This window comes from Marinobacter sp. (genome assembly GCF_052094685.1).
GTDB lineage: Bacteria > Pseudomonadota > Gammaproteobacteria > Pseudomonadales > Oleiphilaceae > Marinobacter.
Genome location: NZ_JBQDKB010000006.1, coordinates 1 through 24,225, shown reverse-complemented (window position 1 = coordinate 24,225; position 24,225 = coordinate 1). Strand labels below are relative to the sequence as shown.

Genomic DNA, 24,225 nt, shown 5'->3' with positions numbered 1-24,225 from the left:
TAAAACTCCGGCGCCAAGGATGTCGCCGACGGATAAATCATCGGGAGGACAAGGATTGTCCGAAAGCTCTCTCAATGGCCTCGGCCGCTCTGGTTGTCGGGGCTCTGCAGGATTTTCCGCAGACCTCTCCACAGTATTAGGCATTTTCGCTTTTTCCTGCGGCGTCATCTTACTTTATAGGCTGGCGGTGTTACCACCTTCTGTGTGGCTGCTCGGGGCCGCGCTGCTAGCATTATTGTGGTTTTCGCCAATACGTCGTCTACTGCCTGAACCCGTTTGGTTTATTACGATCGGTTTTGCAACAGGTATTGCTTGGGCGGGTCTTTGGGCTCACGAGCGCCTTGAGCAGCAGCTTCCTGCTGGTTTTGAGGGTGAAGCAGTTCAGGTTTCTGGATACGTCTGTGACCTCCCGGTGGCAGGCAGTTTCAACAGTATTCGTTTCAGCTTCTGTGTCACCCATTGGTACGGGAATTCCCTCATCCCGAAAACGGATAACTGGCTACCGAAAAAATTACGTTTAGCTTGGTATGGCCAGCCTGAAGGGGTTCTTCCTGATCACCGGTTGCGCCTCGAAGTGGTGCTAAAGCGGCCCCATGGTACCCTGAACGCAGCTGGGTTTCGTTACGAGGACTGGCTATTCCGCAAAGGCTATCGCGCAACGGGCAGCGTACGCAGTGCGATTCCGGACCCGTCCGTATTTTGTGCTCCTGTGTGCCAGTACCACCGCATTCACGCCCGATTGGCGAATTGGGTTGACGAACAATTCGCCGATGCTCGCCATCATCCTCTAATTGCCTCACTGTTGATTGGCAATAGAGGGCACCTGTCTTCAAAACATTGGGACGTTTTTAAAGCAACAGGAACCATCCATCTGGTGGCTATCTCCGGCCTTCACCTTGGCCTGGTTGCTCTGGGTGCCGGGTTTGTTGCGCGTAGGCTTGTGCTAGCTGTGTCTTCTTATCGCATGAGTGAGCGCTCTGTGCGATTGATCGTGCTTCTTGTGATGCTGCTGTGCTGTCTGTTCTACGCGCTAGCTGCGGGATTTACTGTGCCAACCCGAAGAGCGCTGATTATGGTCGCGGTCGGTAGCTGGTTTCTGCTGAAGGCACGGCAGATGCCTGTTTGGCGTTCGCTTGTGGTGGCCCTTGGGCTGGTTCTATTGCTTGATCCCTTTGCACCGTTGGATCAAGGGTTCTGGCTATCTTTTGGCGCAGTTTCTGTGCTGCTTTGCGTATTTGCCGGGCGCTTAGGCGGTGCGGGATGGCTCACTGGCCTGGTTCTCGCTCAAAGCGCCGTATTTGCCGGGCTTTGGCCGATTCTTGAATTAGTCGGGCAGGGCCAGCCGGTTGCCGGCTTGCTTGCCAATATTTTTGCCATTCCTTGGGTTTCTCTGATTGTGATGCCCGCACTTATTGTTGGCGCGCTTTTGGTTGCCGTAGTTCCGGCATTGTCGGGGGTGATTGGCCCTTTGCTTGATGCAGTGCTTGGATGGATGTGGGGTTTTCTGGAATGGGTTGCCAGCATGAGTTGGCCTAGCCTTAATGGGAGTATGGCGGAAATTGTGGGGCTTGCTGTATTGGTATTGCTGATTGCGACGGTTCCCATCCGGGGTTTTCGCATTGCGGGGGTTGTACTTGTGTTGGCCTGGGCCGCGGTCGCAAATTTGCCAAGCGACGCTGAGAACCCCGCAGTGGCTGAGCCCGAAGTGAGGGTGTGGGATGTTGGTCAGGGGCTCTCAGCGTTGTTTCGGGCAGGCGATGAGGTATTGCTCTACGACACTGGGCCAGAGGTAAAGGGCGTGTTTTCTTCAGCTGAATCTGTGTTGTTGCCCAATCTCCGGGCATTGGGTATCAGCCGTATCGATGCGCTTGTGATAAGCCATGCCGACAGCGACCACTCGGGTGGGATTGACCTGCTACTGGAAGAGTTTGATGTTGGCCGAATCCTGACAGGTGAACCGGGTGCGATTCGTAAAAAGCTGGAGCAGGGCCGTAAAGTCAGCATCCAGGGTTGCACAGACGAGGTAATGCTTGGAGATGAACTGTCGCTGACTTTCTGGCAGGCAAAAGGTCATTTTGAAGGCAACGATGCATCCTGTGTTCTTACCGTCCGACACAAGCAGTCCGCAGTGGAATGGATTTTCCCCGGTGATATCAGCGCTCGCATCGAATCTCGCTACCTGGAGGAGCTTGGGAGCCGGCAGCCAGCTAGCAAGCCTCGTGAGCGAGTGGTTATTGCGCCTCACCATGGTAGCAAGACCTCATCCTCTGAAGCCTGGGTAGGCGAGCTGAGTCCGGATTTGGTGATCTACACGGCCGGATACCGACACAGGTATGGACATCCCCATGAAGACGTCACCAAGCGCTACCAGAGGGCTGGCGTTGAAGCGCTCAATACCGCCTGTTCCGGCGGCTTGGTTATGAAGTTGGTTGCAGGCTCACTAAAAATCCGAGAGGCTCGCCATGACGCCCCCTTCTGGATCAGCGGTCCGGGCCTGGCCAGAGCTCAGTGTAAAATACCGTGACATTGCGGGTGTGGCCTCAACCAGCAGCTATGCTAAAGTAGCGCGGCTTGTAAACAATCAGGGAGATCAAGCGTGTTCGAGTTGTTGAAAGCCGGTGGCATTTTGATGGTGCCAATTGTTGCCTGTTCTATCCTGGCGCTCGCGATTGTTCTAGAGCGTTTTTGGACTCTTCGAGCGTCCCGTGTGTCGCCGCCTCAAACCATTAATGAGCTTTGGCGCTGGATCAAGAAAAAAGAACTGAACGCCCGAAAGTTGAAGGCGTTGCAGGGCTCATCCCCTATGGGCCGAGTGCTTGCAGCCGGTCTCATGAATGCCAAGCATGGCCGTGAGATTATGAAAGAGAGCATTGAGCACGAGGCCAGCCAAGCTATTCATGAGCTGGAACGCTTCCTGAATCCACTGGGCACTGTTGCAACTATCACACCGCTGCTGGGTCTGCTGGGCACCGTGATCGGCATGATCAAAGTGTTTGCTGAAATCCAGCTTGCGGGTGTGGGCGATGCGGGCAATCTTGCTGGGGGCATCTCCGAGGCTTTGATCACCACGGCTTCCGGGCTGAGTGTCGCTATTCCGGCGCTGATTTGTCACCGGTATTTTATTCGCCGGGTAGACGAACTGGTGGTGGGCATGGAACAAGAAGCCATCAAGCTGGTTGAAGTTGTACACGGTGACCGCGAAATCGACGTGGAAGGGGCCTAAACGCCGTGAAGTTCACACGCCAGAGAAGTCAGGAAGTTGGGGTAGACTTGACGCCGCTGATCGATGTGGTTTTTCTGCTGCTGATTTTCTTTATGGTCTCTACGACCTTCACCCGGGAAAGTCATTTGCAAGTGGAATTGCCAGAAGCCAGTGGTGAGCCAGCGTCTGCTTCTGAAGTGAAGCAAATAGATGTAGTGATCAACGCTGAAGGCCAGTACATCCTGAACGATAAAGCGCTCGTGAATAACCGCCGTGAGACCCTTGAGCGTGGCGTGAGTGAATTGGCCGAAGGTGACCATAGCCTACCGTTCGTTATTACTGCTGACGCCCGTACCCCCCATGAATATGTAGTGAGAGCTATGGACGTTGCGGGTCGTCTAGGTTTTGCCGGGCTGAGCATTACTACAGAGCGTGAGGCCGAAAGCCAGTGAGCCATGCAGAACCGTCACCAGACCCCAAGAAAGTCCAGCCTGGCGACAGCTGGGAAACATACAAGCGCCTGCTAACTTATGTAAAACCGTTTTGGGTAGCGTTTTCTCTTGCGGTTTTAGGCAACGTTATTTATGCGGCTGCCTCCACGGGAATGGCCGCAGCTATGGAGTACGTAATAGCTGCCATTGAAAATCCTACCGAGCAAAACCGAATTCTGCTAACTGCCTTGATTATAGGCATGTTTACGTTTCGGGGTATCGGCACATTTTTGAGTCAGTATTTCATCAGCTATGTCGGTCGGCACGTCATTAACTCGCTTCGTAACGATGTGTTTAACCGGCTGATGGCCCTCCCATCTCGTTATTTCGACGAAAATGCCGCCGGAAGACTGGTGTCCAAGCTAACGTTTAACGTAGAGCAGGTGGCGGAAGCCACCACGAATGCTGTAACGATCACGCTTAGGGAAGGCCTTACCATTGTCGGCTTGCTCAGTTTCATGCTGTACACCAACTGGAAGCTGACACTGATCTTTTTGGCCGTTGGGCCAGTGATCGGAGCGGTCGTCAGTTATGCCAGTAAGCGTTTTCGCAAGATCAGTCAACGTATTCAGGGCTCTATGGGTGACATAACCCACGTAGCTTCTGAGTCTATTATTGGGTATCGGGTTGTACGGACGTTTGGCGGCGAAGAATATGAAAAGGCACGTTTTCAAAAGGTTAACGATAGAAACCTAAAGCAAAGTCTTAAGATGGCATCTACCCAAGCTATCAGTGTTCCAGTGATTCAGTCTCTGGTGGCGGTTGCCATTGCGGCGCTTGTATGGACCATGCTCGCCCCGGAGATCCGTGGCGGAATGACAACAGGCCAGCTGGTCGCCTTTATTACCGCGGCCACCACCATGGCCAAGCCGATCCGCCAAGTTACATCGGTCCATGCCAAGATCCAAAAAGGCGTGGCCGCCGCTTACGATGTGTTCGAAACTATCGACGAAGCTCCGGAAAAAGATCCCGGCTCCTATGCTCCCGAGCGTGTTAAAGGAAACATTGAGTTTGATGATGTGTCGTTCCGTTACCGGGATCAGCTCGACAATGTATTGGAAGGCATCTCCGTTGATATCCCCCCAGGCCAGAGTGTGGCGTTGGTGGGACGTTCGGGCAGCGGAAAATCTACGATGGTGAGCTTACTGCCCAGATTTTACGAGTATACCGGTGGCGATATTCGGATTGACGGGCGCCCACTTAAGGACTTTTCCCTAAAAGCGTTGCGAGCCCAGATTGCGCTGGTTACCCAAAGCGTTGTGCTGTTTAACGATTCGATTGCGGCCAATATAGCCTACGGTGCGCTTCGCGAATGCAGCCGGGAAGAAATACGTGAGGCCGCGGCCAAAGCCCATGCATTGGAGTTTATCGACCGAATGCCAGAGGGCCTGGACACGATGATCGGTGATAACGGTGTGATGCTTTCAGGTGGGCAACGGCAACGGCTGGCGATTGCCAGAGCCTTGCTGAAAGATGCGCCTATATTAATTCTGGATGAGGCAACCTCTGCGCTGGATACAGAGTCTGAACGACACATTCAGGCGGCTCTGCAAACCATCATTAAAGGCCGGACAACTTTGGTTATTGCCCACCGGCTCTCAACTATCGAAAGCGCTGACAGGATTCTTGTTATGGACAATGGCCGCATTGTCGAATCCGGGCGCCATGATGAACTTCTTGCCAGTAACGGCGCCTATGCCCAGTTACATCAAATGCAGTTCAGTGAGCACTCATGACATCCCTGGTAGATCGCCTCTGGTACGGCAAAGGCCGGCCATTGCTTCTGCTAACGCCGCTATCTTGGCTATATCAAGCGGTTGCTGAAGCGCGGCGGCGCAAAGCCGTCGAAGCGCATACCCAAAAGCTATCGGTACCGGTTGTGGTCGTGGGTAACATTACCGCCGGAGGCACCGGCAAATCCCCATTAACGGCCTGGCTTGTAGGCGCCATTCAGGCTGCAGGCTGGCGCCCCGTTGTGCTTAGCAGAGGCTACGGTGGCAATTCTTCTGACTACCCGCTGCTGGTGACCGAAGATACCTTGCCGTCCCTTGCAGGTGATGAACCCGTAATGCTGGCTCAGGCAACCGGTGTGCCCGTGGTGGTTGATCCAGACCGGCGCCGTGGAGCGGCATACGCCCTCGATAATGCCTTGGGAAATGTTCTTATCAGCGACGATGGGCTTCAGCACTATCGATTGCCAAGGGATATTGAACTTTCGGTGTTTGATGGCAGCCGCGGCGTAGGCAACGGAGCGTTGATCCCCGTGGGCCCCCTGCGTGAGCCCGTAAATAGGCTAGATACGGTCGATTTTGTGATTGTGAACGGTGCGACCACGGCTGACGACGAGGGTCGAGTACCGCCGGAAGCACTATCTGGTATTAAGCATCCACAAATGTACGCCATGGATCTTCAGCCAACACGCTTGGTTAACCTGAAAACCGGAGAAACTCGATCGCCTGAAAGCCTCCATGGCCAGAAGATTCGTTCAATCGCTGGCATAGGTAACCCAACGCGCTTTTTTGATACGCTTAAAGCACTGGGTGCAAAACAAATCGCTGTGCCTTTTCCTGATCATCATAGATTTCGCCCTGAAGATCTGGGGACCGAATCCGGCCACTTGCTGGTAATGACCGCCAAAGATGGCGTGAAATGCCGCAGTTTTGCGCCGGATAATGCCTGGGTGCTTTATGTTGAAGCAAAGCTGCCAAGGGCGTTTTCCGAGTCTGTTCTTGAAAAATTGCGGGCGAGTTCCGAGGCGCCTACTTCTTAACTGTCAGTGAGATTGCATTATGGATAAAAAACTCTTAGCCATGCTGGCTTGCCCTGTTTGTAAGGGTGAGTTGAAACTGAATGAGGCAAGAACGGAACTGACTTGCTTTCAGGATGCCATGGCTTTCCCTATTCGCGAGGGTATCCCGGTAATGCTGGCCACCGAAGCCCGCACGCTCTCTACCGACGAACGCCTTCACAAAAACTGAGTTAGTTCTCTGCAGGATCGAAACCCTATGTCTTTTACGGTTGTGATTCCGGCTCGTTACGCCTCCACCCGATTGCCTGGTAAGCCTCTGCTGGATATTGCTGGTAAGCCGATGATCCAGCACGTTTGCGAACGTGCATCAGAAAGTCGGGCCAGCCGCGTTGTAGTAGCAACGGACGATTCGCGTATCCAGGCCGCTTGTGATGCATTTGGTGCTGAAGTTGTTATGACGTCACCCAATCATGTCAGCGGTACCGATCGCCTAGAAGAGGTTGTGCGTAAGCTGGGGCTTGATCCGGATCACCGAGTTGTGAATGTGCAAGGAGATGAACCCTTGATCCCGTCACGGCTGATAGACCAAGTTGCAGATAACCTTGAGCGCTACCCCGACGCGGCCATCGCAACACTCTGCGAGCGTCTTCACGACCTGGAGCAGGTATTCAACCCCAATGTTGTAAAGGTGGTTTTCGATCTGGAAGGGATGGCCCATTATTTCAGCCGAGCGCCCATTCCTTGGGCCCGCGACCACTGGGGCGATATGAGTAAAGATAGCCTTCGTGCCCCCAATGCAGGGGCGGCTTTGAAGGATGGCACCGGGTATTTTCGGCACATAGGTATTTATGGATACCGGACCAGTGTCCTCAGTCGCTTTGTAAGTTGGCCTCCGGCACCAACAGAGCAGGCCGAATCACTAGAGCAGCTTCGGGCACTGTATAACGGCGCCCGGATTCACGTTGAGGTAGCAGCCGGAACGCCACCGGCAGGCGTTGACACCGAAGCGGATTTACAGCGGGTTAGAGCCTGGATGGCCAAATCGATTGAAACAGGAGAAGACGGGACATGAGTAAACGCGTCAGTGTGCTTTTTGTGTGTCTTGGCAATATCTGTCGTTCGCCAACCGCAGAGGGCGTATTTCGCAAGCTGGTTGAGCGGGCTGAACTGCAGGAGCAGATTTACATCGATTCCTGTGGTACCAGTAACTGGCATATAGGCAAGGGGCCTGATCCACGATCCATGGAAGCTGCAGAAAAGCGCGGCGTTGATATCAGCACGCTCAAGGCGCGGCAGTTTACCGAGAAAGATCTAGATACCTTCGATTACGTGGTCGTTATGGATCGCCAGAATTTGGCCGATGTGAAAGACATTTGGCATCAAAATGGCGGCACAAAGCCCACGCTGTTTCTAGAGTTCGGTAGCTCCGGTCTCGCTGAGGTGCCGGATCCCTATTACGGTGGAGAAGACGGCTTTGAGCAGGTGCTTGATCTGATTGAGGAAGCCGGCCAGGGGCTGCTTCGGAGCGTTCAAGAGTGTGTGGCGTGAGCCTGAAAGCGAAACTGCAGGAAAACGTTGAGCTTTCGGCACTTAATACGCTGCGCGTATCCGCTACCGCACGATTTTACATGGATGTTGCGAGCCTGGCTGATTTACGCGGAGCGCTGGTGTGGGCTGAAACAAACGGTTATACAACCCTGGTGCTTGGCGGCGGCAGTAATCTGGTTTTTGCGGGAGACTTTGCCGGGCTGGTGATTCGCATACAGATGGCTGACCGCTATTGGGAACAGGCAGATGATACAGGCGCGACCCTGGTTTTGGGTGCGGGTGAGAACTGGCACCATGCAGTGTTGTATGCAGCCTCGGCAGGTTACCGGGGCATTGAGAATCTGGCACTGATACCAGGCACGGCCGGTGCGGCGCCGGTTCAGAATATTGGTGCCTATGGCGTTGAACTTTGCGATACCTTGGTTTCGGTCACAGCGCTGGATCGTGAAACGAACGAGCTTGTGTGCCTTGAGAATGCAGAATGCGGTTTTGCCTACCGCGACAGCCTATTCAAGCGCTCGCCAGGTCGTTACATCATTACCGCCATACGGCTTCGCTTGTCCCGGGACAAGCCTTTGCAGCTTGGTTATCGGGATCTCGAAGAATATTTAGGAGATACGGCTGACAAGGATCTGAGCGCGTTCGCAGTCGCCGAAGCTGTAATGGCTGTCCGCCACCGTAAATTACCAGACCCGGCCATTCTTCCCAACGCAGGCAGTTTTTTTAAGAACCCTGTGGTATCCGGTGAACAGTTCAATGAATTGCAGGCGGCGCATCCAGACGTGGTCGGCTATCCGAAGAGCCGTACAGTAAAACTGGCCGCCGCTTGGCTGATTGATCAAAGTGGATGGAAGGGGTACCGAAATGCCCGTGTAGGCGTTCATAACCGACAGGCACTGGTGCTAATCAATCATTCAGGAGGAACAGGGCAGGATGTGCTTGAGCTGGCTTCAGATATTCGCCAGTCGGTACAGAAGCGCTTTGGCGTGGAGCTAGAGATGGAGCCGGGCATTGTGGGCGGCTAAATGCTCATCATTGAACATCTAGCCGCTTACCTGTCGATCAAAATTTACCTTTAAAAACCTTTTGTCGGCGAGGCGTTGATAAGAGCCTGCAATGCTTCATCAATGGCAATGTCTTGCTTATCGGCGTCTCTACGTCCCTTGTACTCTAATGTGCCCGCAGTAAGCCCACGATCCGAAATCACGAAGCGATGGGGAATGCCCATCAGCTCCATATCTGCAAACTTTACGCCCGGGCGTTCCTTACGGTCATCCAGAAGTACGTCATAGCCGGCCTGCTGCAATTGCTCATAAAGCTTCTCGCCAGCTTCTGCCACGGCTGGGGCCTTGTGGCCATTCAGCGTCACAATAGCCACCTGAAACGGCGCAATGGCATCTGGCCAGATAATCCCTTTATCATCGTGGTTTTGTTCGATAGACGCAGCCACAATGCGGGATACGCCGATTCCGTAACAGCCCATATCCATGATCACCATTTTGCCGTTCTCATCGAGAACCGTGGCGTTCATGGCGGTGCTGTATTTGTTGCCCAGTTTGAAAATGTGGCCAACTTCAATGCCTCTGCGTATCTCCAGAGTGCCTTTGCCATCTGGGCTGGCATCGCCTTCTACAACATCGCGAATGTCTTCAACACGACCTAGAGGCAGGTCTCGCTCCCAGTTCACGCCGGTCAGGTGAAAGCCTTCTTTGTTAGCACCGCACACGAAATCTGCAAGGTGGGCTGCGCTGCGATCTACGATAACAGGAACATTCAAGTTAACCGGGCCAATGGAGCCGGCCTTGCAGCCAATGATTGACTCGATTTCTTCGTCAGTGGCCATGTTTAGGGGTTCTGCAACGCCTGCCAGGTTTTCAGCTTTGATTTCGTTTAGCGTGTGGTCGCCACGTAGGATCAGTGCGACTAAGCCCGCGTTGCCTTCTTCGTCCGCTTCGGCTTTAACCAATAGAGTCTTTACCGTGCGAGTGGCATCAATATTCAGGAACTGCGAAATCGCCTCAATGGTGCGCTGATCCGGTGTTGCAATTTCCTTCAGCTCCTCGCCAGGCGCTGTCCGCTCGCCAGATGGCGCGACCGCTTCAGCTTTTTCAATGTTGGCGGCGTAATCGCTGTCTGTGCTGAACACGATATCGTCTTCGCCAGAGGAAGCCAGTACGTGGAATTCGTGGGAGTCACTGCCACCGATTGCACCTGAGTCTGCCTGTACTGGGCGATAATTCAGCCCAAGACGATCAAAAATAGCGCAGTAAGTGCGATGCATAATCTGATAGGTTTCATCCAGAGATTCAGCGTTCACGTGGAAGGAGTATGCGTCCTTCATGGTGAATTCCCGGGCCCGCATGACCCCAAAACGTGGCCGGCGCTCATCACGGAACTTGGTCTGGATTTGATAGAAGTTGGCCGGCAGTTCCTTGTAGCTTTTCAGCTCATTGCGAACCATATCGGTAATCACTTCTTCATGGGTGGGACCAAAGCAGAACTCACGGCCGTGGCGGTCATTCATTCGCAGAAGTTCTCCGCCGTATTGCTCCCAGCGACCGGACTCTTCCCAGAGTTCTGCAGGCTGAATCGCAGGCATCAAAATTTCCTGGGCACCGCTTCTATCCATTTCTTCGCGAACAATCCGCTCAACTTTGCGCAGGGTTCTTAGGCCCATGGGCAGCCAGGTATAAAGCCCGGCCGCCAGTTTCCGAATCATGCCTGCACGCAGCATCAACTGATGGCTGATAACTTCCGCGTCAGAAGGCGTCTCTTTTTGGGTTGCAATCAGGTAACGGCTGGCTCGCATTATGGTTTCCGTTCTGTGGTGTTTCGTAGAATAAAGTGGCGTTTATTGTACGGAGCCTACCGCACAAGGTACAGATGACGAATGCGGATATCCGGCCACCAGATGAGTGATTACGATAGATAACCCAAGGGCAGGGCAGTACTGTCGATTACACGCTTTAAAACGAAACTGGAATGAACACCGCTGACCCCCTGAATCCGGGTGATTCGGTTAAGCAAAAAGTGGTGGTATTCGTCCATGTCTGGCACCACCACTTTCAGCATGTAATCCGCATCGTGGCCTGTCACCAAATAGCATTCCAGGACTTCTGGGTATTCGCTTACCTGCTCCTCAAATGCCGCAAAACGCTCCGGTGTGTGCCTGTCCATGCCAATCAGGATAATAACGGTTAGCGAAAGCCCCAACTTCTTGTGATTAAGCACGGTAACAGTGCGCACTATAACGCCTGCATCCTCTAGCGCTCGCACGCGCCTTAAGCAGGGGGATGGCGACAGCCCCACCTTTTCTGCCAGTTGTTGGTTCGTCAAAGACGCGTCCTGTTGTATCTGAGCGAGGATGCGGCGGTCAGTTTTGTCAATTTGTATGAGTGTTTCGGATTTAATGGCCATAAAATTTCATATAATGGGTTTTATGTGAAAGTTATGGCTAATAAATTACGCTTTTGCCCTCTAATTCGCAATCACCTGCTTCAAAGAACGCGTTAAGCTAGATCTCTATTAGGGCACTCATCCGAACCATTACGGAGTACGACACACATGGCTTTTGATCATCGCAAATACGTGGCTTTCCGGCCGGTCGCAAAAACCAACCGCCGTTGGCCAGACAAGGTTATCGAAAAGGCACCCACTTGGTGCGCGGTGGATCTTCGCGATGGCAACCAGGCTCTGGTAAAACCCATGAATGTGGCCCAAAAACAGCGCATGTTCGATTTATTGGTAAAGCTGGGGTTCAAGGAAATCGAAATTGGTTTTCCAGCAGCCAGTCAGCCGGATTTCGATTTCTGTCGCAAACTGATTGAAGAGAATCGGATTCCTGACGATGTAAAAATTCAGGTGTTGACCCAGGCTCGGCCTGAACTCATCGAGCGCACCTACGAAGCGTTGAAAGGTGCCCGTAGCGCCATTGTTCATGTATATAACTCTACTTCTACAGTACAGCGAGAACAGGTATTCGGGCTGGATCGGGCAGGTATTCGGGATATTGCGGTGAACGGCGCCCAGGTGGTCAAAGATTTGGCTGCGAAGCACCCAGAAACTGAATGGACTTTCCAGTACTCGCCGGAGAGCTTTACCGGAACTGAGCTGGACTTTGCAGTGGACGTTCTTGATGCAGTATCCGATGTATGGCGTCCAGATGAGGGGCAGCCGGTTATTTTCAACTTGCCAGCCACTGTAGAAATGTCCACCCCGAACGTGTTTGCAGATCAGATCGAATATGTGTGCGACAACATTCGCCGCCGGGAACATATCAGTATCAGCGTACACACGCACAATGATCGTGGTTGTGGCGTGGCCGCGGCTGAGTTGGCCGTGATGGCCGGTGCCGATCGTGTAGAAGGCACGTTGATGGGTAACGGTGAGCGTACGGGCAACATGGATTTGGTAACCATGGCCATGAACCTGTATTCCCAGGGTATTGATCCGACCCTGGATTTGTCTGGCATGGCAGAAATCACAGAAGTTGTGGAAGCCTGTACGGAAATCTCCACTCATCCGCGCCACCCATACGCGGGCGAGCTGGTGTTCACTGCATTCTCGGGCAGCCACCAAGACGCCATTCGTAAATGCTTGGCCCGCAGGCAGGATGGGGACGCATGGAATGTGGCATATTTGCCCATCGACCCCTTCGATTTGGGGCGTAAGTATGAAGAAGTGGTGCGTATCAATAGCCAATCCGGTAAGGGCGGAGTCGCCTACATTCTTGAGCGGGACTACAATATTAGCTTGCCTCGCTGGTTACAGATTGAATTCAGTAAGGTGGTTCAGAAGGCTGCGGAAACTAACGGTGGCGAGATCGATTCGATAGCCATTCACAGTTTGTTTGAACAGCGGTATCTGAAGGTTCATGAAAACTGGGCATTGCGAGCTTACGATTTACACAGAGACGAGCAGGGTGTCTTTGCTGAGGTAACATTTGGCATTGAATCCGCCCTGTCACGCCTTGAAGGTCGCGGCCTTGGCGCTGTTGAGGCGGTATCCGCCGCGCTGGAAAAACGCTTTGGGTTTGCCATCGCGGTAGAAGCCTATGATGAGTTCGCCCTTGGTGAGGGAACCCGTGCCAATGCTCTGGCCTGTATACGGTTGACCGCCGGAGGCAAACATTGCAGTGCAGCAGCTTTGGCGGAAGATACAACCTCCGCAACCTTGCAGGCATTGTTTTCTGCAGTCGCCCAAGCGGTGGGTGAAGCTGACGCAAAAGTTGGTAACGAGGAGGATGCAGTAAGCGCCTGATAAAGCCGGCTTTCGTTTCGTTTATTTGCCCAAAATGCAACAAGCCAGCACGGGTGCCGGCTTGTTGCATTTTTCTATGCCCGTGAGGGGCAAAGGTCGGGAATGTAACTTAGACTGGCGTTACATTTTCCGCCTGAGGGCCTTTGGGGCCCTGTGTAACGGTAAACTGCACTTGCTGACCTTCTGTCAGGGTGCGGAAACCGCCAGAGTTGATGGCACTGTAGTGCACAAAGACGTCATCGCCGCCGTCCTGAGCAATGAAGCCGAACCCTTTGGATTCGTTAAACCACTTTACGCTGCCTGTTTTTGTATCTGACATTGAGCTTTCCTGTATTTCTGATATTTCCCCTCACGGGGCGCTGAAGATTTTCCACAGCAATTTTAGTATAGACCGACTTTGTAGGTCGTCAACGTTGCCTGAACAGACCCTGTCAGCGGTGGAGCTGCTCGCTGATCTCTTCAAGGATCGCCGGGTCATCAATGGTGCTTGGCACCGCGTATTCCTCGCCATCGGCAATCTGCCGAATAACCCGTCGCAATATCTTACCTGAACGAGTTTTGGGCAAACGCTCGACCACAAGAGCCCGGCGGAAACAGGCAACTGCGCCTATCTTGTCCCGAACCATTTCGATGAGCTCTTCTTCTAGCTCGTCGTGATCAATGGTGGCGCCGTCCTTAATCAGGACCAGCCCTAATGGAACCTGGCCTCTCATGTCATCGTGAGCACCAACTACGCAGCACTCGGCAATGGCTGGGTGCGAGGCAACCACTTCTTCCATCTCGCCGGTAGAAAGGCGGTGGCCTGCCACGTTAATTACATCATCAGTGCGCCCCATCACAAAGACATAACCGTCTTCGTCGATAAAGCCGCCGTCGCCCGAGCTGTAAAAGCCCGGAATTGGCTTGAGATAGCTGTCCAGGAATCGTTGGTCGTCTTCCCAAACGGTCATTAAGCAACCAGGAGGCAGTGGCAGTTTAACTGTAATCTGGCCCTGTTCTCCTGCTGGCATCTGGCTGCCACTTGGGCTTACAACTTGAACGTTATAGCCGGGTGACGGCACGGTTGCCGAGCCTGGCTTGGTGGTCATGGTTTCGATGCCAACCGGGTTGCAGCATATCGCCCAACCGGTTTCTGTCTGCCACCAGTGATCCAGTATGGGTAGCTGCGTGTGTTCCCGGAGCCACTCATAGGTAGGAGGATCTAGGCGTTCGCCCGCCAGAAAAATCTTCCGCAAAGAACTGGTATCGTAGCGTGAAAGCTCGTCTGCCTCTGGGTCTTCCTTGCGCACAGCGCGAAAAGCGGTAGGCGCAGTAAACAAAAGGTTCACTTTGTGATCCTGCACCACACGCCAAAAAGCGCCGGCGTCTGGTGTTCTGACAGGTTTGCCTTCATAGAGTACGGTTGTGCAGCCAGCGAATAGCGGGGCGTATACAATATAACTATGGCCGACCACCCAGCCGACATCAGACGCGGCCCAGAATACATCGCCTGGGTTGGCGTCATACACCAGCTTCATGCTGTATTTGAGTGCCACGGCATGTCCGCCGTTGTCTCTCACCACACCTTTTGGCTTGCCTGTGGTGCCCGAGGTGTAAAGCACGTAAAGCGGGTCCGTTGCCTTAACAGGCACTGGATCGGCTGGTTTAGCGTTTGCCATCAGGTCGTTCCAGTCGTGATCACGACCAGCTTGCATTTGTGCTTTCGCTTGCTGGCGTTGATACACAACGCAGAAATCAGGCTTGTGAGAGGCCTGTTCAATGGCTTTGTCGACCAGGGGCTTGTATTCGATCACTTTGGTGACTTCGATACCGCAAGAGGCGGTGATCACTGCTTTTGGTTTTGCGCCTTCAATTCGAACGGCAAGCTCGTGCGCTGCAAAGCCGCCAAACACGACCGAGTGAACGGCACCAATACGAGCGCAGGCCAGCATCGCAATGGCAGCCTCGGGAATCATTGGCATGTAGATGATGGCTCGGTCGCCCTTGCTGATGCCCTGTGCTTTCAGGGCGCCAGCAAATCGGGCGACTTCGTCGGTCAGTTCGCTGTAGGTGTAGGTGCGCTTTGAGCCCGTAACCGGGGAGTCGTAAATTAGGGCTGTCTGCCCACCTCGGCCGGCGCGCACGTTTGCGTCTAGCGCGACATCGGATGTATTCAGTGTGCCGTCTGGAAACCACTCACCATGACCATTGTCAGTGGCTTGCCAGATGGTTTCTGGTGGCTTGATCCAGTCGATGCTTCCTGCCTTTTCACGCCAGAAGTCTTCCGGCTTATCAATGGATCTCCGGAATTCTGAGTGATAGTCCATACATTCCACCTCGTTGTGCCTGTTGTTATTCTGTTGTCAGTCATTCCAACTTTAGGCGCTTTGAGATAGTGATCCAGTAGACAATAGGCTTAGCTCTCCGGGTTTTGAGGCCAGTTGCTTTCCGGGTTGACGGACGTGACTTCGGCGGTGACGGTGCCGTTTGCCACGTGGGCGAAAATTTGCTCGCCTGTGGAAACATCCAATGCGTTTCGTACAATGTTGCCGCGTTCATCCCGGGCAATGGCATATCCACGCCCCAGTGTAGCCAGTGGGCTTACCACATTCAGAGTACCGGCTGTGTGCTCCAACGAATCCTGCAATCGTGACAGGATTCGTTGGATTGCTTTGTCCAGTTGTGAGGCCGAGCGGTCAAGAGCTTGGCGGCTATTGGCGAGTTGCTTGCCGGGGGATTGCATGGCAAGACGTTGGGCCAGGTGAGAGTTGCGCACTTGTGAACGATCCATGCGTTGTTCTATCGCTTTCCCCAAGCGCAGCTCCAGTTCGTCTAGACGCTGGGCTTTTTCCAGAAGTTCCCGGCGTGGATCCCGAAGGCGGGCCGATAGGTGCTCCAGCTTTGTATTCAATCGCTGGAAGGCTCTTTTGGCTGCGTTGGTAAGACGGAACTCACGATCATTGATCTGCCGCAACATCTCCCGCTGATCTGGCGAGACTTTTTCGGCTGCTGCTGAAGGGGTGGGCGCCCGTAAATCTGCCACAAAATCGGCAATGGTCACGTCGGTTTCATGGCCAACGGCGCTGACTGTAGGAATGGGGCAGGCTGCTATGGCTCTGGCCACCGCTTCCTCGTTGAAACACCAGAGATCCTCCAGTGAGCCACCGCCACGTCCGATAATCAGCACGTCGGCTGCACCGTGAGCCTGCGCTAATTCAATAGCTCGCACTATTTCTGCCGTCGCGGGCTGGCCCTGAACCGTGGTGGGGTAAAGGGTGACCGGAATGCCGGGGCAGCGTCGAGCGAGCACGGTAAGAATATCGTGTATGGCTGCACCGGTTGGCGAAGTAACCACGCCGATGTGCGCAGGCAGAGCGGGTATCGGTTTTTTTCGGCCCACCTCAAACAGACCTTCTGCCTGTAACTTGCGTTTTAGCTCCTCGAAGGCCTGTTGTAACGCGCCTAAGCCGGCGGGTTCAATGTGCTCCGCAATAATTTGAAAGTCGCCCCGGTTTTCGTACAGGGTCACCTTGCCACGAATGCGAACCTTGTCGCCTTCCTTTGGTATGGAGCGAATGCGCTGATTCATTCCCCGGAACATGGCGCACCGAATCTGGCACTTGGAATCCTTCAGAGAAAAATACCAATGGCCAGATGATGGCCGGAAAAATCCCGACAGTTCACCTTCAACCCACACCTGCATAAAGCTGGATTCCAGCAAGTGCCTGGCCTGATGATTTAGCTCGCTGACTGTCAGAGCCCTCGGCCGGGTGTCCTGAAACGGGTCATTCACCAAAAAACTCCTAACCGGCTTATACGCAATAGCCGAAGAAAATGTGTGTAAAATGGCGGAAATTCAATCGCATGCGGCTTATGGTAAAAAACAGCGCAGTTTACTGACTTGCAACACCTCTTTATAATGGGTCGATTACGCATTTTACTTTGCGGCTGCACCCTTTTTGCCTAGAGGTGCCGCACGGAAGGTTCAAATTTAGCACGTTCAAAAGGCCTATCCCAATGCTGCGAATTGCCGAAGAAGCTCTCACATTCGATGACGTTCTGTTGGTACCTGGTTATTCCGATGTTTTGCCCCACGAGGCGGATCTGCGCACTAGGCTAACTCGGACCATTACATTGAACATTCCGCTGGTGTCGGCGGCCATGGACACAGTAACAGACGCAGAGTTGGCGATTGCCATGGCCCAAGAAGGCGGCATTGGCATTATGCATAAGAACATGAACCCAGATCAGCAGGCCGCTGAAGTTCGCAGGGTGAAAAAGTTCGAAAGTGGTGTGGTAAAAGATCCGATTACCGTTAAGCCCGAGAACACCGTACGTGAACTGGTTGAAATCACCATGGCCAATAATATTTCTGGCCTGCCGGTGGTCGACGGCAGCGAGTTGATTGGCATAGTGACCGGTCGGGATATCCGTTTCGAGAGCAGTTTGGATACCCTGGTTCGTGAAATTATGACGCCTAAAGACAAGCTGATCACTGTTAAGGAAGGCGCCGATCTAGAATCTGTGAAAGAGTTGCTGCACCGTCACCGCATCGAAAAAGTACTGGTGGTGAATGACGACTTCCAGCTTCGGGGCTTGGTTACTGCTAAAGACATTCAGAAATCTAAAGACTATCCGTTGGCATGCAAAGACAGCCAAGGACGTTTGCGCGTAGGCGCTGCGGTTAGCACAGGCGGTGATACCGAAGCGCGCATTATTGCCTTGGCTGATGCCGGGGTGGATGTAATTGTAGTGGATACCGCCCACGGCCATTCTCGCGGTGTGATTGAACGTGTTAAGTGGATCAAGCAGCACTACCCGGACCTGCAGGTGATTGGTGGAAACATTGCCACCAGTGAAGCCGCTATCGCGTTGGCCGATGCAGGCGCAGATGCCGTGAAAGTGGGTATCGGCCCCGGCTCTATCTGCACCACTCGCATTGTGGCCGGCGTGGGCGTGCCGCAGATCTCTGCAGTGTCTAACGTTGCGGAAGCGCTGAAAGACCGTGATATTCCACTGATTGCGGATGGCGGCGTGCGCTTCTCCGGCGATATTTCCAAGGCCATCGTTGCTGGCGCCCACTGCGTAATGATCGGCAGTCTGCTGGCGGGTACAGATGAAGCACCCGGAGAAATCGAGCTCTATCAGGGCCGTAGCTATAAGGCCTATCGTGGCATGGGTTCACTGGGCGCTATGGGGCAGGGGTCAAGCGATCGCTACTTCCAGGATGCCAGCAAAGGCATTGAAAAGCTGGTTCCGGAAGGCATTGAAGGTCGCGTTGCCTGTAAAGGCCCAATGCGTAATATCATTCACCAGCTGATAGGTGGCCTGCGTGCGTCCATGGGCTACACAGGTAGCGCAACCATGAGCGAAATGCGCACCAAGCCCCAGTTTGTGCGCATTACCGGCGCCGGCATGCGCGAAAGCCATGTGCACGACGTAACCATCACTAAAGAAGCGCCAAACTACCGCGTAAGCTGAGAACAGACAGCCAGGGTGCGGCTCTGACCGGAGCCGCACAGCTTATTTGCTCCGAGGATTTCATGGCTCACAATATTCACGACCACCGTATTCTGATTCTAGATTTTGGTTCCCAGTACACACAACTGATCGCACGCCGTGTGCGTGATATTGGGGTGTATTGTGAAGTCCGCGCGTTCGACATTACAGATGAAGAGCTGCGGGCGTTTAATCCCAAAGGCATTCTGCTGGCGGGTGGCCCGGAATCCGTCACAGAACTGGGTGGTCCGCGCGCACCAGAAGGGCTGTTTGAGCGTGGCATTCCGGTGCTGGGTATCTGTTACGGCATGCAGACCATGGCCGAGCAACTGGGCGGAAGAGTGGCTAGCTCTGATAAGCGTGAATTCGGTTATGCTCAGGTAAAAGTGCGCGCCAAAGGCCCACTGCTGGAAGACATCACCGATCATCTGACCGCCACTGGTGAGTCTCTGCTAGACGTTTGGATGAGCCACGGTGACAAAGTTGTGGCCATGCCCGAAGGCTTCGAGCTACTGGCCTCTACCGAAAGCGCCCCCATCGCAGCCATGCAGGACTTGTCCCGTAACTTGTATGGCCTACAGTTCCACCCAGAAGTGACCCATACGCTGCAGGGTAAGCGCATTTTGGAGCACTTTGTTATGTCCATCTGCGGCTGCGAGGCGTTGTGGACGCCCGCGAAGATCGTGGACGACGCAGTGGAGAAGATCCGCGAGCAGGTAGGTACCGATAAAGTTCTGCTGGGCTTATCTGGCGGCGTGGACTCATCCGTTACGGCGGCGCTGCTGCACAAGGCCATTGGCGACCAGCTTACGTGTGTGTTTGTAGATAATGGCCTGCTACGTCTGAACGAAGGCGATCAGGTAATGGACATGTTCGGCAGTAGCATGGGTGTGAAAGTGATTCGCGCCGACGCCGAAGAGCGTTTCCTGAACAAGCTAAAGGGTGTCAGCGACCCAGAGCAAAAGCGCAAGGTTATCGGCAACACCTTTATAGATGTGTTTGATGAAGAAGCTACGCGTATCAAGGATGTGAATTGGCTGGCCCAGGGCACCATTTACCCGGACGTGATCGAGTCAGCTGCTTCTAAAACCGGCAAGTCCCATGTGATCAAATCCCACCATAACGTGGGTGGTCTGCCAGAAACCATGAAGATGAAACTGGTAGAGCCGTTGCGCGAATTGTTCAAAGACGAAGTGCGCCGCATTGGTCTAGAGCTTGGCCTGCCATACGACATGGTCTATCGCCACCCGTTCCCTGGGCCTGGCTTGGGCGTGCGTATTCTGGGCGAAGTGAAGAAAGAGTACGCAGACATTCTGCGTCTCGCTGATGCTATTTTCCTGGAAGAGCTGCACCGCGCCGATTTTTATCACAAAACCAGCCAAGCTTTCGCGGTGTTCCTGCCGGTTAAGTCAGTAGGTGTGGTTGGTGATGCCCGTCGCTACGAGTGGGTAATCGCACTGCGCGCTGTTGAAACCATCGATTTCATGACCGCACGCTGGGCACACCTGCCGTACGAGCTGCTTGAAACGGTTTCTAACCGCATTATCAATGAGATCAGTGGTGTTTCACGGGTGACTTACGATGTGTCTTCCAAGCCGCCTGCTACGATTGAGTGGGAGTGATCCCGCGATAGGTGCTCGTTAGCGCTGACTGGTAATTAGTTAATAAAAAGCCCATGTTTTCATGGGCTTTTTATGTTTTTGTGTCTGGTAACTTTGGGTAGCGGTCAAGTTTTTATTGTTGACGATGATGTGCGAGAGCAAGCTAATCAATAAAAGCTGAAGAGAGGCACAGTGAGCGGTTCCATAATCCCAGGATGCGACGTGGATTTGCCGAGCAGGATTTGAAACTATCCGCCGTTTGAAAACCGTCTGTGGTGATTGGGTAGAACCCGGTGCGTGTCTCTTGACGTGGGTGTCATATCAACGCACAAAGCTGGGGCTGGCCTGAAGTGCAACGTAAGGCCAGTTCCAGGTGCGCTTTTCCGCGCCGATTAACACTTGCTTGTTAAGCGCAGTTCTTCTCTAGGCCGTAAAGACTTGCTAGAGTTTGGATACAAGCTTCTGCTACCTCAGTTCCTTTTTTAGTAAAGTGTTGCGAGAAGAAGTCAATATGGTCTTCGTGTTCGTGAAAATAATGTGGAGTAAGTACAGCAGAAAATACAGGTACTCCAGATTCCAATTGAGCTGTCATAAGGCCATCAATCACAGCAGAAGCCACATGTTCATGCCTATATATACCGCTATTTACGACGAAGCCACACGCAATGATTGCATCAACATCTCCCATTTGTGCGAGCTTTTTGACGTGCAAAGGCAGCTCAAATGCGCCAGGCAACTCATAAAGGGCGATTTTATCACTCGAAATTCCACTTTTTTCAAAATACTCCTTTGAAGCTTTTACGGCATTTTCAACTATAGATTTATGCCAGCTAGAGGAGACAATAGCGATCTTTTGTAGATTGTCTAAAAATAAAGTGTTTGGAGTTCCATTTAAAATAGACTGACTCATAAGATTCTCGTAGCAAGTTGAGTTTAATCGTTGCGTCCAAAATTGATTAATGCATGAAAATATTTACGGGACTGACTAATAACTATGCGCTCAAACCATACTTGTTCCCTGAGATCGGCGGAGCCTGGTGTGTGCATCACCTGAGTCATAATGCTACGATTCACTGAAGTCCGTCTAACGGTCAGAGGGCGCCTGTCATCGAATCATGGACATCTCAAAGCATTTACCATCCAACGATAGCGTAGCTACAACGGCAAGCGGTGTATCGACCTTCACTCTGGATCTAAACGATGGTATCGATATCGATGTGCACCATCATCAGCAGGCGCAGGTGCTGCTCTCCACCCAAGGGGTGTTGATGGTCACCACCCAGAGTGGCTGCTGGGTGGTGCCGAGCAACTATGCGTTATGGATACCTGCCGGAGTACAGCACCGCACTAGAACGCTCGGTGCCGTCAGCATCAGAAGCCTCTATCTTGACGAGCGAACGATCAGCCTGAGCAGCGACTGCGTGGTGCTAGAGATAACACTGTTAACCAAAGAGCTCGTGATCGCAGCGTCACAAATTGATGGCAACGAACTCCCAGATCGGCGTAACGAGCTTGTGTTCAGCTTGCTGCTTGAGGAGCTATCTCGAGCTGAAATAGGATCGGTTTTTTTGCCGCTTCCTCGTAAAGGTCCGCTGCGCGACCTATGCCATCGTCTCGTGGCTGCGCGGACTCTGGATTGGGGGCTGGCCGAATGCGCCTCGCATCTGGACGTCAACGTAAAGACCATTCAACGGTGGTTCGCCAGTGAACTCGGTATCACCTACGGAAAATGGCGAAAGCAAGCTAGATTGCTCGTGGCACTCGAAGAGCTTGCGCTGGGACGAAGCATCCTTAATGTCGCGCTGGAGGCCGGTTACTCCAATCCAAGTGCCTTTACAGCAATGTTCCGCCGTGAATTCGGTATCGCTCCAACGGCTTTCCAGCGATCGCAGCACAAAGCGTCTGATTGATGCTCCCTACATAGCTAATAAGCGGGGCGACTCACGGGTTGAGCTGGGCTTGTCTGTCTTCTCGGTGCGTCTACCAGTAACACGTAATTCATCCGAAGATGTCCATTAATCGACGATCGAGGTCTATCCGTCGTTAGACGGGGGTGGCGGCTGTTGGCAAGCTTAACACCCATCGACAACCCTGGTTACAAGCAATGATTGCCAATCAATCTACTCCCTTCAAGCACGAGTTTCTGAAACAGTTAACACGGATTGCGGACGCTCTGGAGCGCGCATACCCCAACGGACAGGGGCAGCAACTAGACCCCGATGTCATCGCCTTTCAGTGGCAGTACCGTCGGACTCAAGGGGGAAGGCAAGCTGTTTTGCTTCCCGTTCCGAACCCCGGACTGATCAGCTTTGACCAACTAAAGTCGGTAGATCGACAGAAGAAATTAATTCGGCAAAATACGATTCAGTTTCTTGAAGGAAAGCCAGCGAATAATGTTCTGCTTACGGGGTCACGTGGCACGGGTAAGTCTTCGCTGGTCAAGGCATGTCTGCATGAATTTCACTGTCAAGGTCTTCGACTGGTTGAGATAGACAAAGAAAACATCGGTGATCTGCCGGAAGTCATCGATATCGTAAGCCGCCAGCAGGGAAAGTTCATATTATTCTGTGATGACCTATCGTTTGAAGAAGGCGACATCAGTTATAAGCGACTCAAAACTGCCTTGGATGGATCCATAACCGGACAAACCACCAATATCCTCATCTACGCCACCTCCAATCGCCGCCATCTCATTGCTGAGCGTATGTCAGATAACTTGAATATGACCCGGGGTGCAGACAACAGACTTCATCCAGGGGAGGAAGTCGAAGAAAAGATCTCGCTATCCGAGCGGTTCGGACTCTGGGTATCGTTTTATGGCTTTTCGCCTGATGAATATCTTGAAGCCGTCAAGCATTGGCTTAAAGAGTACAGGGTGCCGGATGAGGCATATGAACAGGCGGTCATACATGCAAATCGCTGGGCAACCCAGCGAGGCTCCCGTTCTGGACGTATTGCGGCGCAATTTGCTCGTGACTATGCCGGACAATTTTCCTGACCTTTGTATTTTAAAGTCCTGACAGGTACTGCGAGATGACCGATTTCCTGAAGCTGGGTAAGAATACGAGCGGCCGTGATTTTATCGTCGGCGATATACACTTCAAAATGCCGGATTTTTTCCATGGCCTTAACGAGCTTAGTTTCAACCCCGCGCGCGATCGTATTATTTCTGTTGGGGATTTGGTCGACCGAGGCCCCGATCCAGCGAGTGGGTTGAAGCTATTAGATCAGTCCTGGTTTCACATGGTTATGGGTAATCACGAGCAGATGCTCATTCAGGCGTACGATAATGATCCATATGGATCTTCTCCTGCACGAGGGGCAGCCTGGTGGGACCTGATAAATGAGCGATCGCGCTTCCAGATCGTCCAGCGACTTAAATCTCTTCCAGTTGCGATTGAACTGGGGGCTGAGCAGGGGGTGATTGGGGTAGTTCACGCCGACGTCCCGATCGGGATGGGGTGGTCCGACTTTAAGAACGACATCGTTAATGATGAAACGAAACATTACGCGCTTTGGGGTCAGAAGCGGGTCAGAGATGCAATAGTGTCAGGCGTTCATGGTGTATGGCGTGTTTGCGCGGGCCATACTAAAGTTCAAGCACCGCTCCGGCTTGGTAACTATCTCGCCCTCGACTGCACTGGTGGAAACGAAGGTGCTATCGCTTTCTACGCTGTTAAGGAGGATCGCATCTACACTTTTGACAGGTGTAGTGGTCAACTAATCCCGGACAGTGTTTTAAGATTTTCCTCAGCCGCAACAGGCGAAATACCTCCGTTGAATGCGTGAGGCCGCTGCCGGTTGTAGTAGTCCATCAAGTAGTTCCCAACGTTTTTCTGGGTCTAGGGGGTGGAGGCCTTGCCGTGCGTCGACGAGCATTGAAAAATCCGAAAAAGT

Annotated in this window: 21 protein-coding genes; 15 read left to right on the top strand and 6 right to left on the bottom strand. The window is 53.0% G+C overall.

Annotated elements, in window-relative coordinates; translation table 11 throughout:
* The first annotated feature begins 55 nt into the window (after positions 1 to 55).
* From ACTH3S_RS02375 to murB, 9 genes are all read left to right on the top strand, one after another.
* Entirely contained in the window at positions 56 to 2,524 is a 2,469-nt protein-coding gene (locus ACTH3S_RS02375; RefSeq protein WP_441807420.1) for a DNA internalization-related competence protein ComEC/Rec2, read from the top strand.
* A gap of 72 nt (positions 2,525 to 2,596) precedes the next feature.
* The gene (locus ACTH3S_RS02370; protein ID WP_441807419.1) at positions 2,597 to 3,223 is read left to right on the top strand and encodes a MotA/TolQ/ExbB proton channel family protein; all 627 of its coding nucleotides are present in this window, start codon (positions 2,597 to 2,599) and stop codon (positions 3,221 to 3,223) included.
* A 5-nt stretch (positions 3,224 to 3,228) separates the two neighbouring features.
* Positions 3,229 to 3,654, top strand: coding sequence for an ExbD/TolR family protein (locus tag ACTH3S_RS02365; protein WP_441807418.1), 426 nt, complete (start codon positions 3,229 to 3,231; stop codon positions 3,652 to 3,654).
* Complete coding sequence (msbA, locus tag ACTH3S_RS02360) at positions 3,651 to 5,429, top strand: lipid A export permease/ATP-binding protein MsbA (protein ID WP_441807417.1); 1,779 nt, start codon at positions 3,651 to 3,653, stop codon at positions 5,427 to 5,429. The genes ACTH3S_RS02365 and msbA overlap by 4 nt, the downstream gene beginning before the upstream one ends.
* On the top strand, positions 5,426 to 6,463 hold the full coding sequence (gene lpxK, locus ACTH3S_RS02355; RefSeq protein ID WP_441807416.1) for a tetraacyldisaccharide 4'-kinase: 1,038 nt from the start codon (positions 5,426 to 5,428) through the stop codon (positions 6,461 to 6,463). Before msbA ends, lpxK begins: the two co-directional genes overlap by 4 nt.
* Before the next feature lie 19 nt (positions 6,464 to 6,482).
* Positions 6,483 to 6,671, top strand: a complete 189-nt coding sequence (locus tag ACTH3S_RS02350; protein ID WP_441807415.1) for a Trm112 family protein — start codon at positions 6,483 to 6,485, stop codon at positions 6,669 to 6,671.
* 27 nt (positions 6,672 to 6,698) lie between these two features.
* Positions 6,699 to 7,514 carry a 3-deoxy-manno-octulosonate cytidylyltransferase gene (gene kdsB / locus ACTH3S_RS02345; protein WP_441807414.1) on the top strand — a complete coding sequence of 272 codons (816 nt, stop codon included), beginning with the start codon at positions 6,699 to 6,701 and terminating at the stop codon, positions 7,512 to 7,514.
* Positions 7,511 to 7,990: a low molecular weight protein-tyrosine-phosphatase gene (locus tag ACTH3S_RS02340; RefSeq protein ID WP_441807413.1), complete on the top strand. Its 480-nt coding sequence runs from the start codon at positions 7,511 to 7,513 to the stop codon at positions 7,988 to 7,990. The genes kdsB and ACTH3S_RS02340 overlap by 4 nt, the downstream gene beginning before the upstream one ends.
* A complete protein-coding gene (gene murB / locus ACTH3S_RS02335; protein WP_441807412.1) occupies positions 7,987 to 9,015 on the top strand; it encodes a UDP-N-acetylmuramate dehydrogenase in 1,029 nt (342 codons plus the stop codon). The genes ACTH3S_RS02340 and murB overlap by 4 nt, the downstream gene beginning before the upstream one ends.
* Before the next feature lie 50 nt (positions 9,016 to 9,065).
* Here murB and ACTH3S_RS02330 read toward each other — a convergent pair whose 3' ends face one another.
* Together ACTH3S_RS02330 and ACTH3S_RS02325 are read right to left on the bottom strand one after the other, a co-directional pair.
* Complete coding sequence (locus ACTH3S_RS02330) at positions 9,066 to 10,799, bottom strand: proline--tRNA ligase (protein WP_441807411.1); 1,734 nt, start codon at positions 10,797 to 10,799, stop codon at positions 9,066 to 9,068.
* A 110-nt stretch (positions 10,800 to 10,909) separates the two neighbouring features.
* Positions 10,910 to 11,407, bottom strand: a complete 498-nt coding sequence (locus tag ACTH3S_RS02325; protein ID WP_441807410.1) for an Lrp/AsnC family transcriptional regulator — start codon at positions 11,405 to 11,407, stop codon at positions 10,910 to 10,912.
* A 147-nt stretch (positions 11,408 to 11,554) separates the two neighbouring features.
* On the opposite strand from ACTH3S_RS02325, the gene leuA reads away from it, so the two are divergent.
* On the top strand, positions 11,555 to 13,249 hold the full coding sequence (gene leuA / locus ACTH3S_RS02320; RefSeq protein ID WP_441807409.1) for a 2-isopropylmalate synthase: 1,695 nt from the start codon (positions 11,555 to 11,557) through the stop codon (positions 13,247 to 13,249).
* Between the two features lie 109 nt (positions 13,250 to 13,358).
* On the opposite strand, the gene ACTH3S_RS02315 is transcribed toward leuA, so the two are convergent.
* The 3 genes from ACTH3S_RS02315 to xseA all read right to left on the bottom strand — a co-directional run bounded on the left by ACTH3S_RS02315 (position 13,359) and on the right by xseA (position 17,024).
* Positions 13,359 to 13,568: a cold-shock protein gene (locus ACTH3S_RS02315; RefSeq protein ID WP_071263603.1), complete on the bottom strand. Its 210-nt coding sequence runs from the start codon at positions 13,566 to 13,568 to the stop codon at positions 13,359 to 13,361.
* 112 nt (positions 13,569 to 13,680) lie between these two features.
* Positions 13,681 to 15,555, bottom strand: a complete 1,875-nt coding sequence (locus ACTH3S_RS02310; protein WP_441807408.1) for a propionyl-CoA synthetase — start codon at positions 15,553 to 15,555, stop codon at positions 13,681 to 13,683.
* An 89-nt stretch (positions 15,556 to 15,644) separates the two neighbouring features.
* Complete coding sequence (xseA, locus tag ACTH3S_RS02305) at positions 15,645 to 17,024, bottom strand: exodeoxyribonuclease VII large subunit (RefSeq protein ID WP_441807407.1); 1,380 nt, start codon at positions 17,022 to 17,024, stop codon at positions 15,645 to 15,647.
* 221 nt (positions 17,025 to 17,245) lie between these two features.
* Between xseA and guaB the strand changes: the two genes are divergently transcribed.
* Together guaB and guaA are read left to right on the top strand one after the other, a co-directional pair.
* On the top strand, positions 17,246 to 18,709 hold the full coding sequence (guaB, locus tag ACTH3S_RS02300; RefSeq protein WP_441807406.1) for an IMP dehydrogenase: 1,464 nt from the start codon (positions 17,246 to 17,248) through the stop codon (positions 18,707 to 18,709).
* A 62-nt stretch (positions 18,710 to 18,771) separates the two neighbouring features.
* A complete protein-coding gene (gene guaA / locus ACTH3S_RS02295) occupies positions 18,772 to 20,349 on the top strand; it encodes a glutamine-hydrolyzing GMP synthase (RefSeq protein ID WP_441807405.1) in 1,578 nt (525 codons plus the stop codon).
* A gap of 385 nt (positions 20,350 to 20,734) precedes the next feature.
* On the opposite strand, the gene ACTH3S_RS02290 is transcribed toward guaA, so the two are convergent.
* Positions 20,735 to 21,238, bottom strand: coding sequence for a 6,7-dimethyl-8-ribityllumazine synthase (locus ACTH3S_RS02290; RefSeq protein ID WP_441807404.1), 504 nt, complete (start codon positions 21,236 to 21,238; stop codon positions 20,735 to 20,737).
* 205 nt (positions 21,239 to 21,443) lie between these two features.
* Here ACTH3S_RS02290 and ACTH3S_RS02285 point away from each other — a divergent pair, with 205 nt between their 5' ends.
* From ACTH3S_RS02285 to ACTH3S_RS02275, 3 genes are all read left to right on the top strand, one after another.
* Positions 21,444 to 22,238 (top strand): AraC family transcriptional regulator, encoded by a 795-nt coding sequence (locus tag ACTH3S_RS02285; protein WP_441807403.1) that lies wholly within the window; start codon positions 21,444 to 21,446, stop codon positions 22,236 to 22,238.
* A gap of 194 nt (positions 22,239 to 22,432) precedes the next feature.
* The gene (locus ACTH3S_RS02280) at positions 22,433 to 23,326 is read left to right on the top strand and encodes an ATP-binding protein (RefSeq protein WP_441807402.1); all 894 of its coding nucleotides are present in this window, start codon (positions 22,433 to 22,435) and stop codon (positions 23,324 to 23,326) included.
* Positions 23,327 to 23,361: 35 nt separating this feature from the next.
* The gene (locus ACTH3S_RS02275) at positions 23,362 to 24,117 is read left to right on the top strand and encodes a metallophosphoesterase (RefSeq protein WP_441807401.1); all 756 of its coding nucleotides are present in this window, start codon (positions 23,362 to 23,364) and stop codon (positions 24,115 to 24,117) included.
* Positions 24,118 to 24,225 lie beyond the last annotated feature (108 nt).

Excerpts from the sequence above, each read along its gene's own strand:
- lpxK (WP_441807416.1), top strand. The coding sequence starts at position 5,426 with ATGACATCCCTGGTAGATCGCCTCTGGTACGGCAAAGGCCGGCCATTG.
- ACTH3S_RS02350 (WP_441807415.1), top strand. The coding sequence starts at position 6,483 with ATGGATAAAAAACTCTTAGCCATGCTGGCTTGCCCTGTTTGTAAGGGT.
- kdsB (WP_441807414.1), top strand. The coding sequence starts at position 6,699 with ATGTCTTTTACGGTTGTGATTCCGGCTCGTTACGCCTCCACCCGATTG.
- ACTH3S_RS02340 (WP_441807413.1), top strand. The coding sequence starts at position 7,511 with ATGAGTAAACGCGTCAGTGTGCTTTTTGTGTGTCTTGGCAATATCTGT.
- ACTH3S_RS02330 (WP_441807411.1), bottom strand. The coding sequence starts at position 10,799 with ATGCGAGCCAGCCGTTACCTGATTGCAACCCAAAAAGAGACGCCTTCT.
- ACTH3S_RS02325 (WP_441807410.1), bottom strand. The coding sequence starts at position 11,407 with ATGGCCATTAAATCCGAAACACTCATACAAATTGACAAAACTGACCGC.
- leuA (WP_441807409.1), top strand. The coding sequence starts at position 11,555 with ATGGCTTTTGATCATCGCAAATACGTGGCTTTCCGGCCGGTCGCAAAA.
- ACTH3S_RS02315 (WP_071263603.1), bottom strand. The coding sequence starts at position 13,568 with ATGTCAGATACAAAAACAGGCAGCGTAAAGTGGTTTAACGAATCCAAA.
- ACTH3S_RS02310 (WP_441807408.1), bottom strand. The coding sequence starts at position 15,555 with ATGGACTATCACTCAGAATTCCGGAGATCCATTGATAAGCCGGAAGAC.
- guaB (WP_441807406.1), top strand. The coding sequence starts at position 17,246 with ATGCTGCGAATTGCCGAAGAAGCTCTCACATTCGATGACGTTCTGTTG.
- guaA (WP_441807405.1), top strand. The coding sequence starts at position 18,772 with ATGGCTCACAATATTCACGACCACCGTATTCTGATTCTAGATTTTGGT.
- ACTH3S_RS02290 (WP_441807404.1), bottom strand. The coding sequence starts at position 21,238 with ATGAGTCAGTCTATTTTAAATGGAACTCCAAACACTTTATTTTTAGAC.
- ACTH3S_RS02285 (WP_441807403.1), top strand. The coding sequence starts at position 21,444 with ATGGACATCTCAAAGCATTTACCATCCAACGATAGCGTAGCTACAACG.
- ACTH3S_RS02280 (WP_441807402.1), top strand. The coding sequence starts at position 22,433 with ATGATTGCCAATCAATCTACTCCCTTCAAGCACGAGTTTCTGAAACAG.
- ACTH3S_RS02275 (WP_441807401.1), top strand. The coding sequence starts at position 23,362 with ATGACCGATTTCCTGAAGCTGGGTAAGAATACGAGCGGCCGTGATTTT.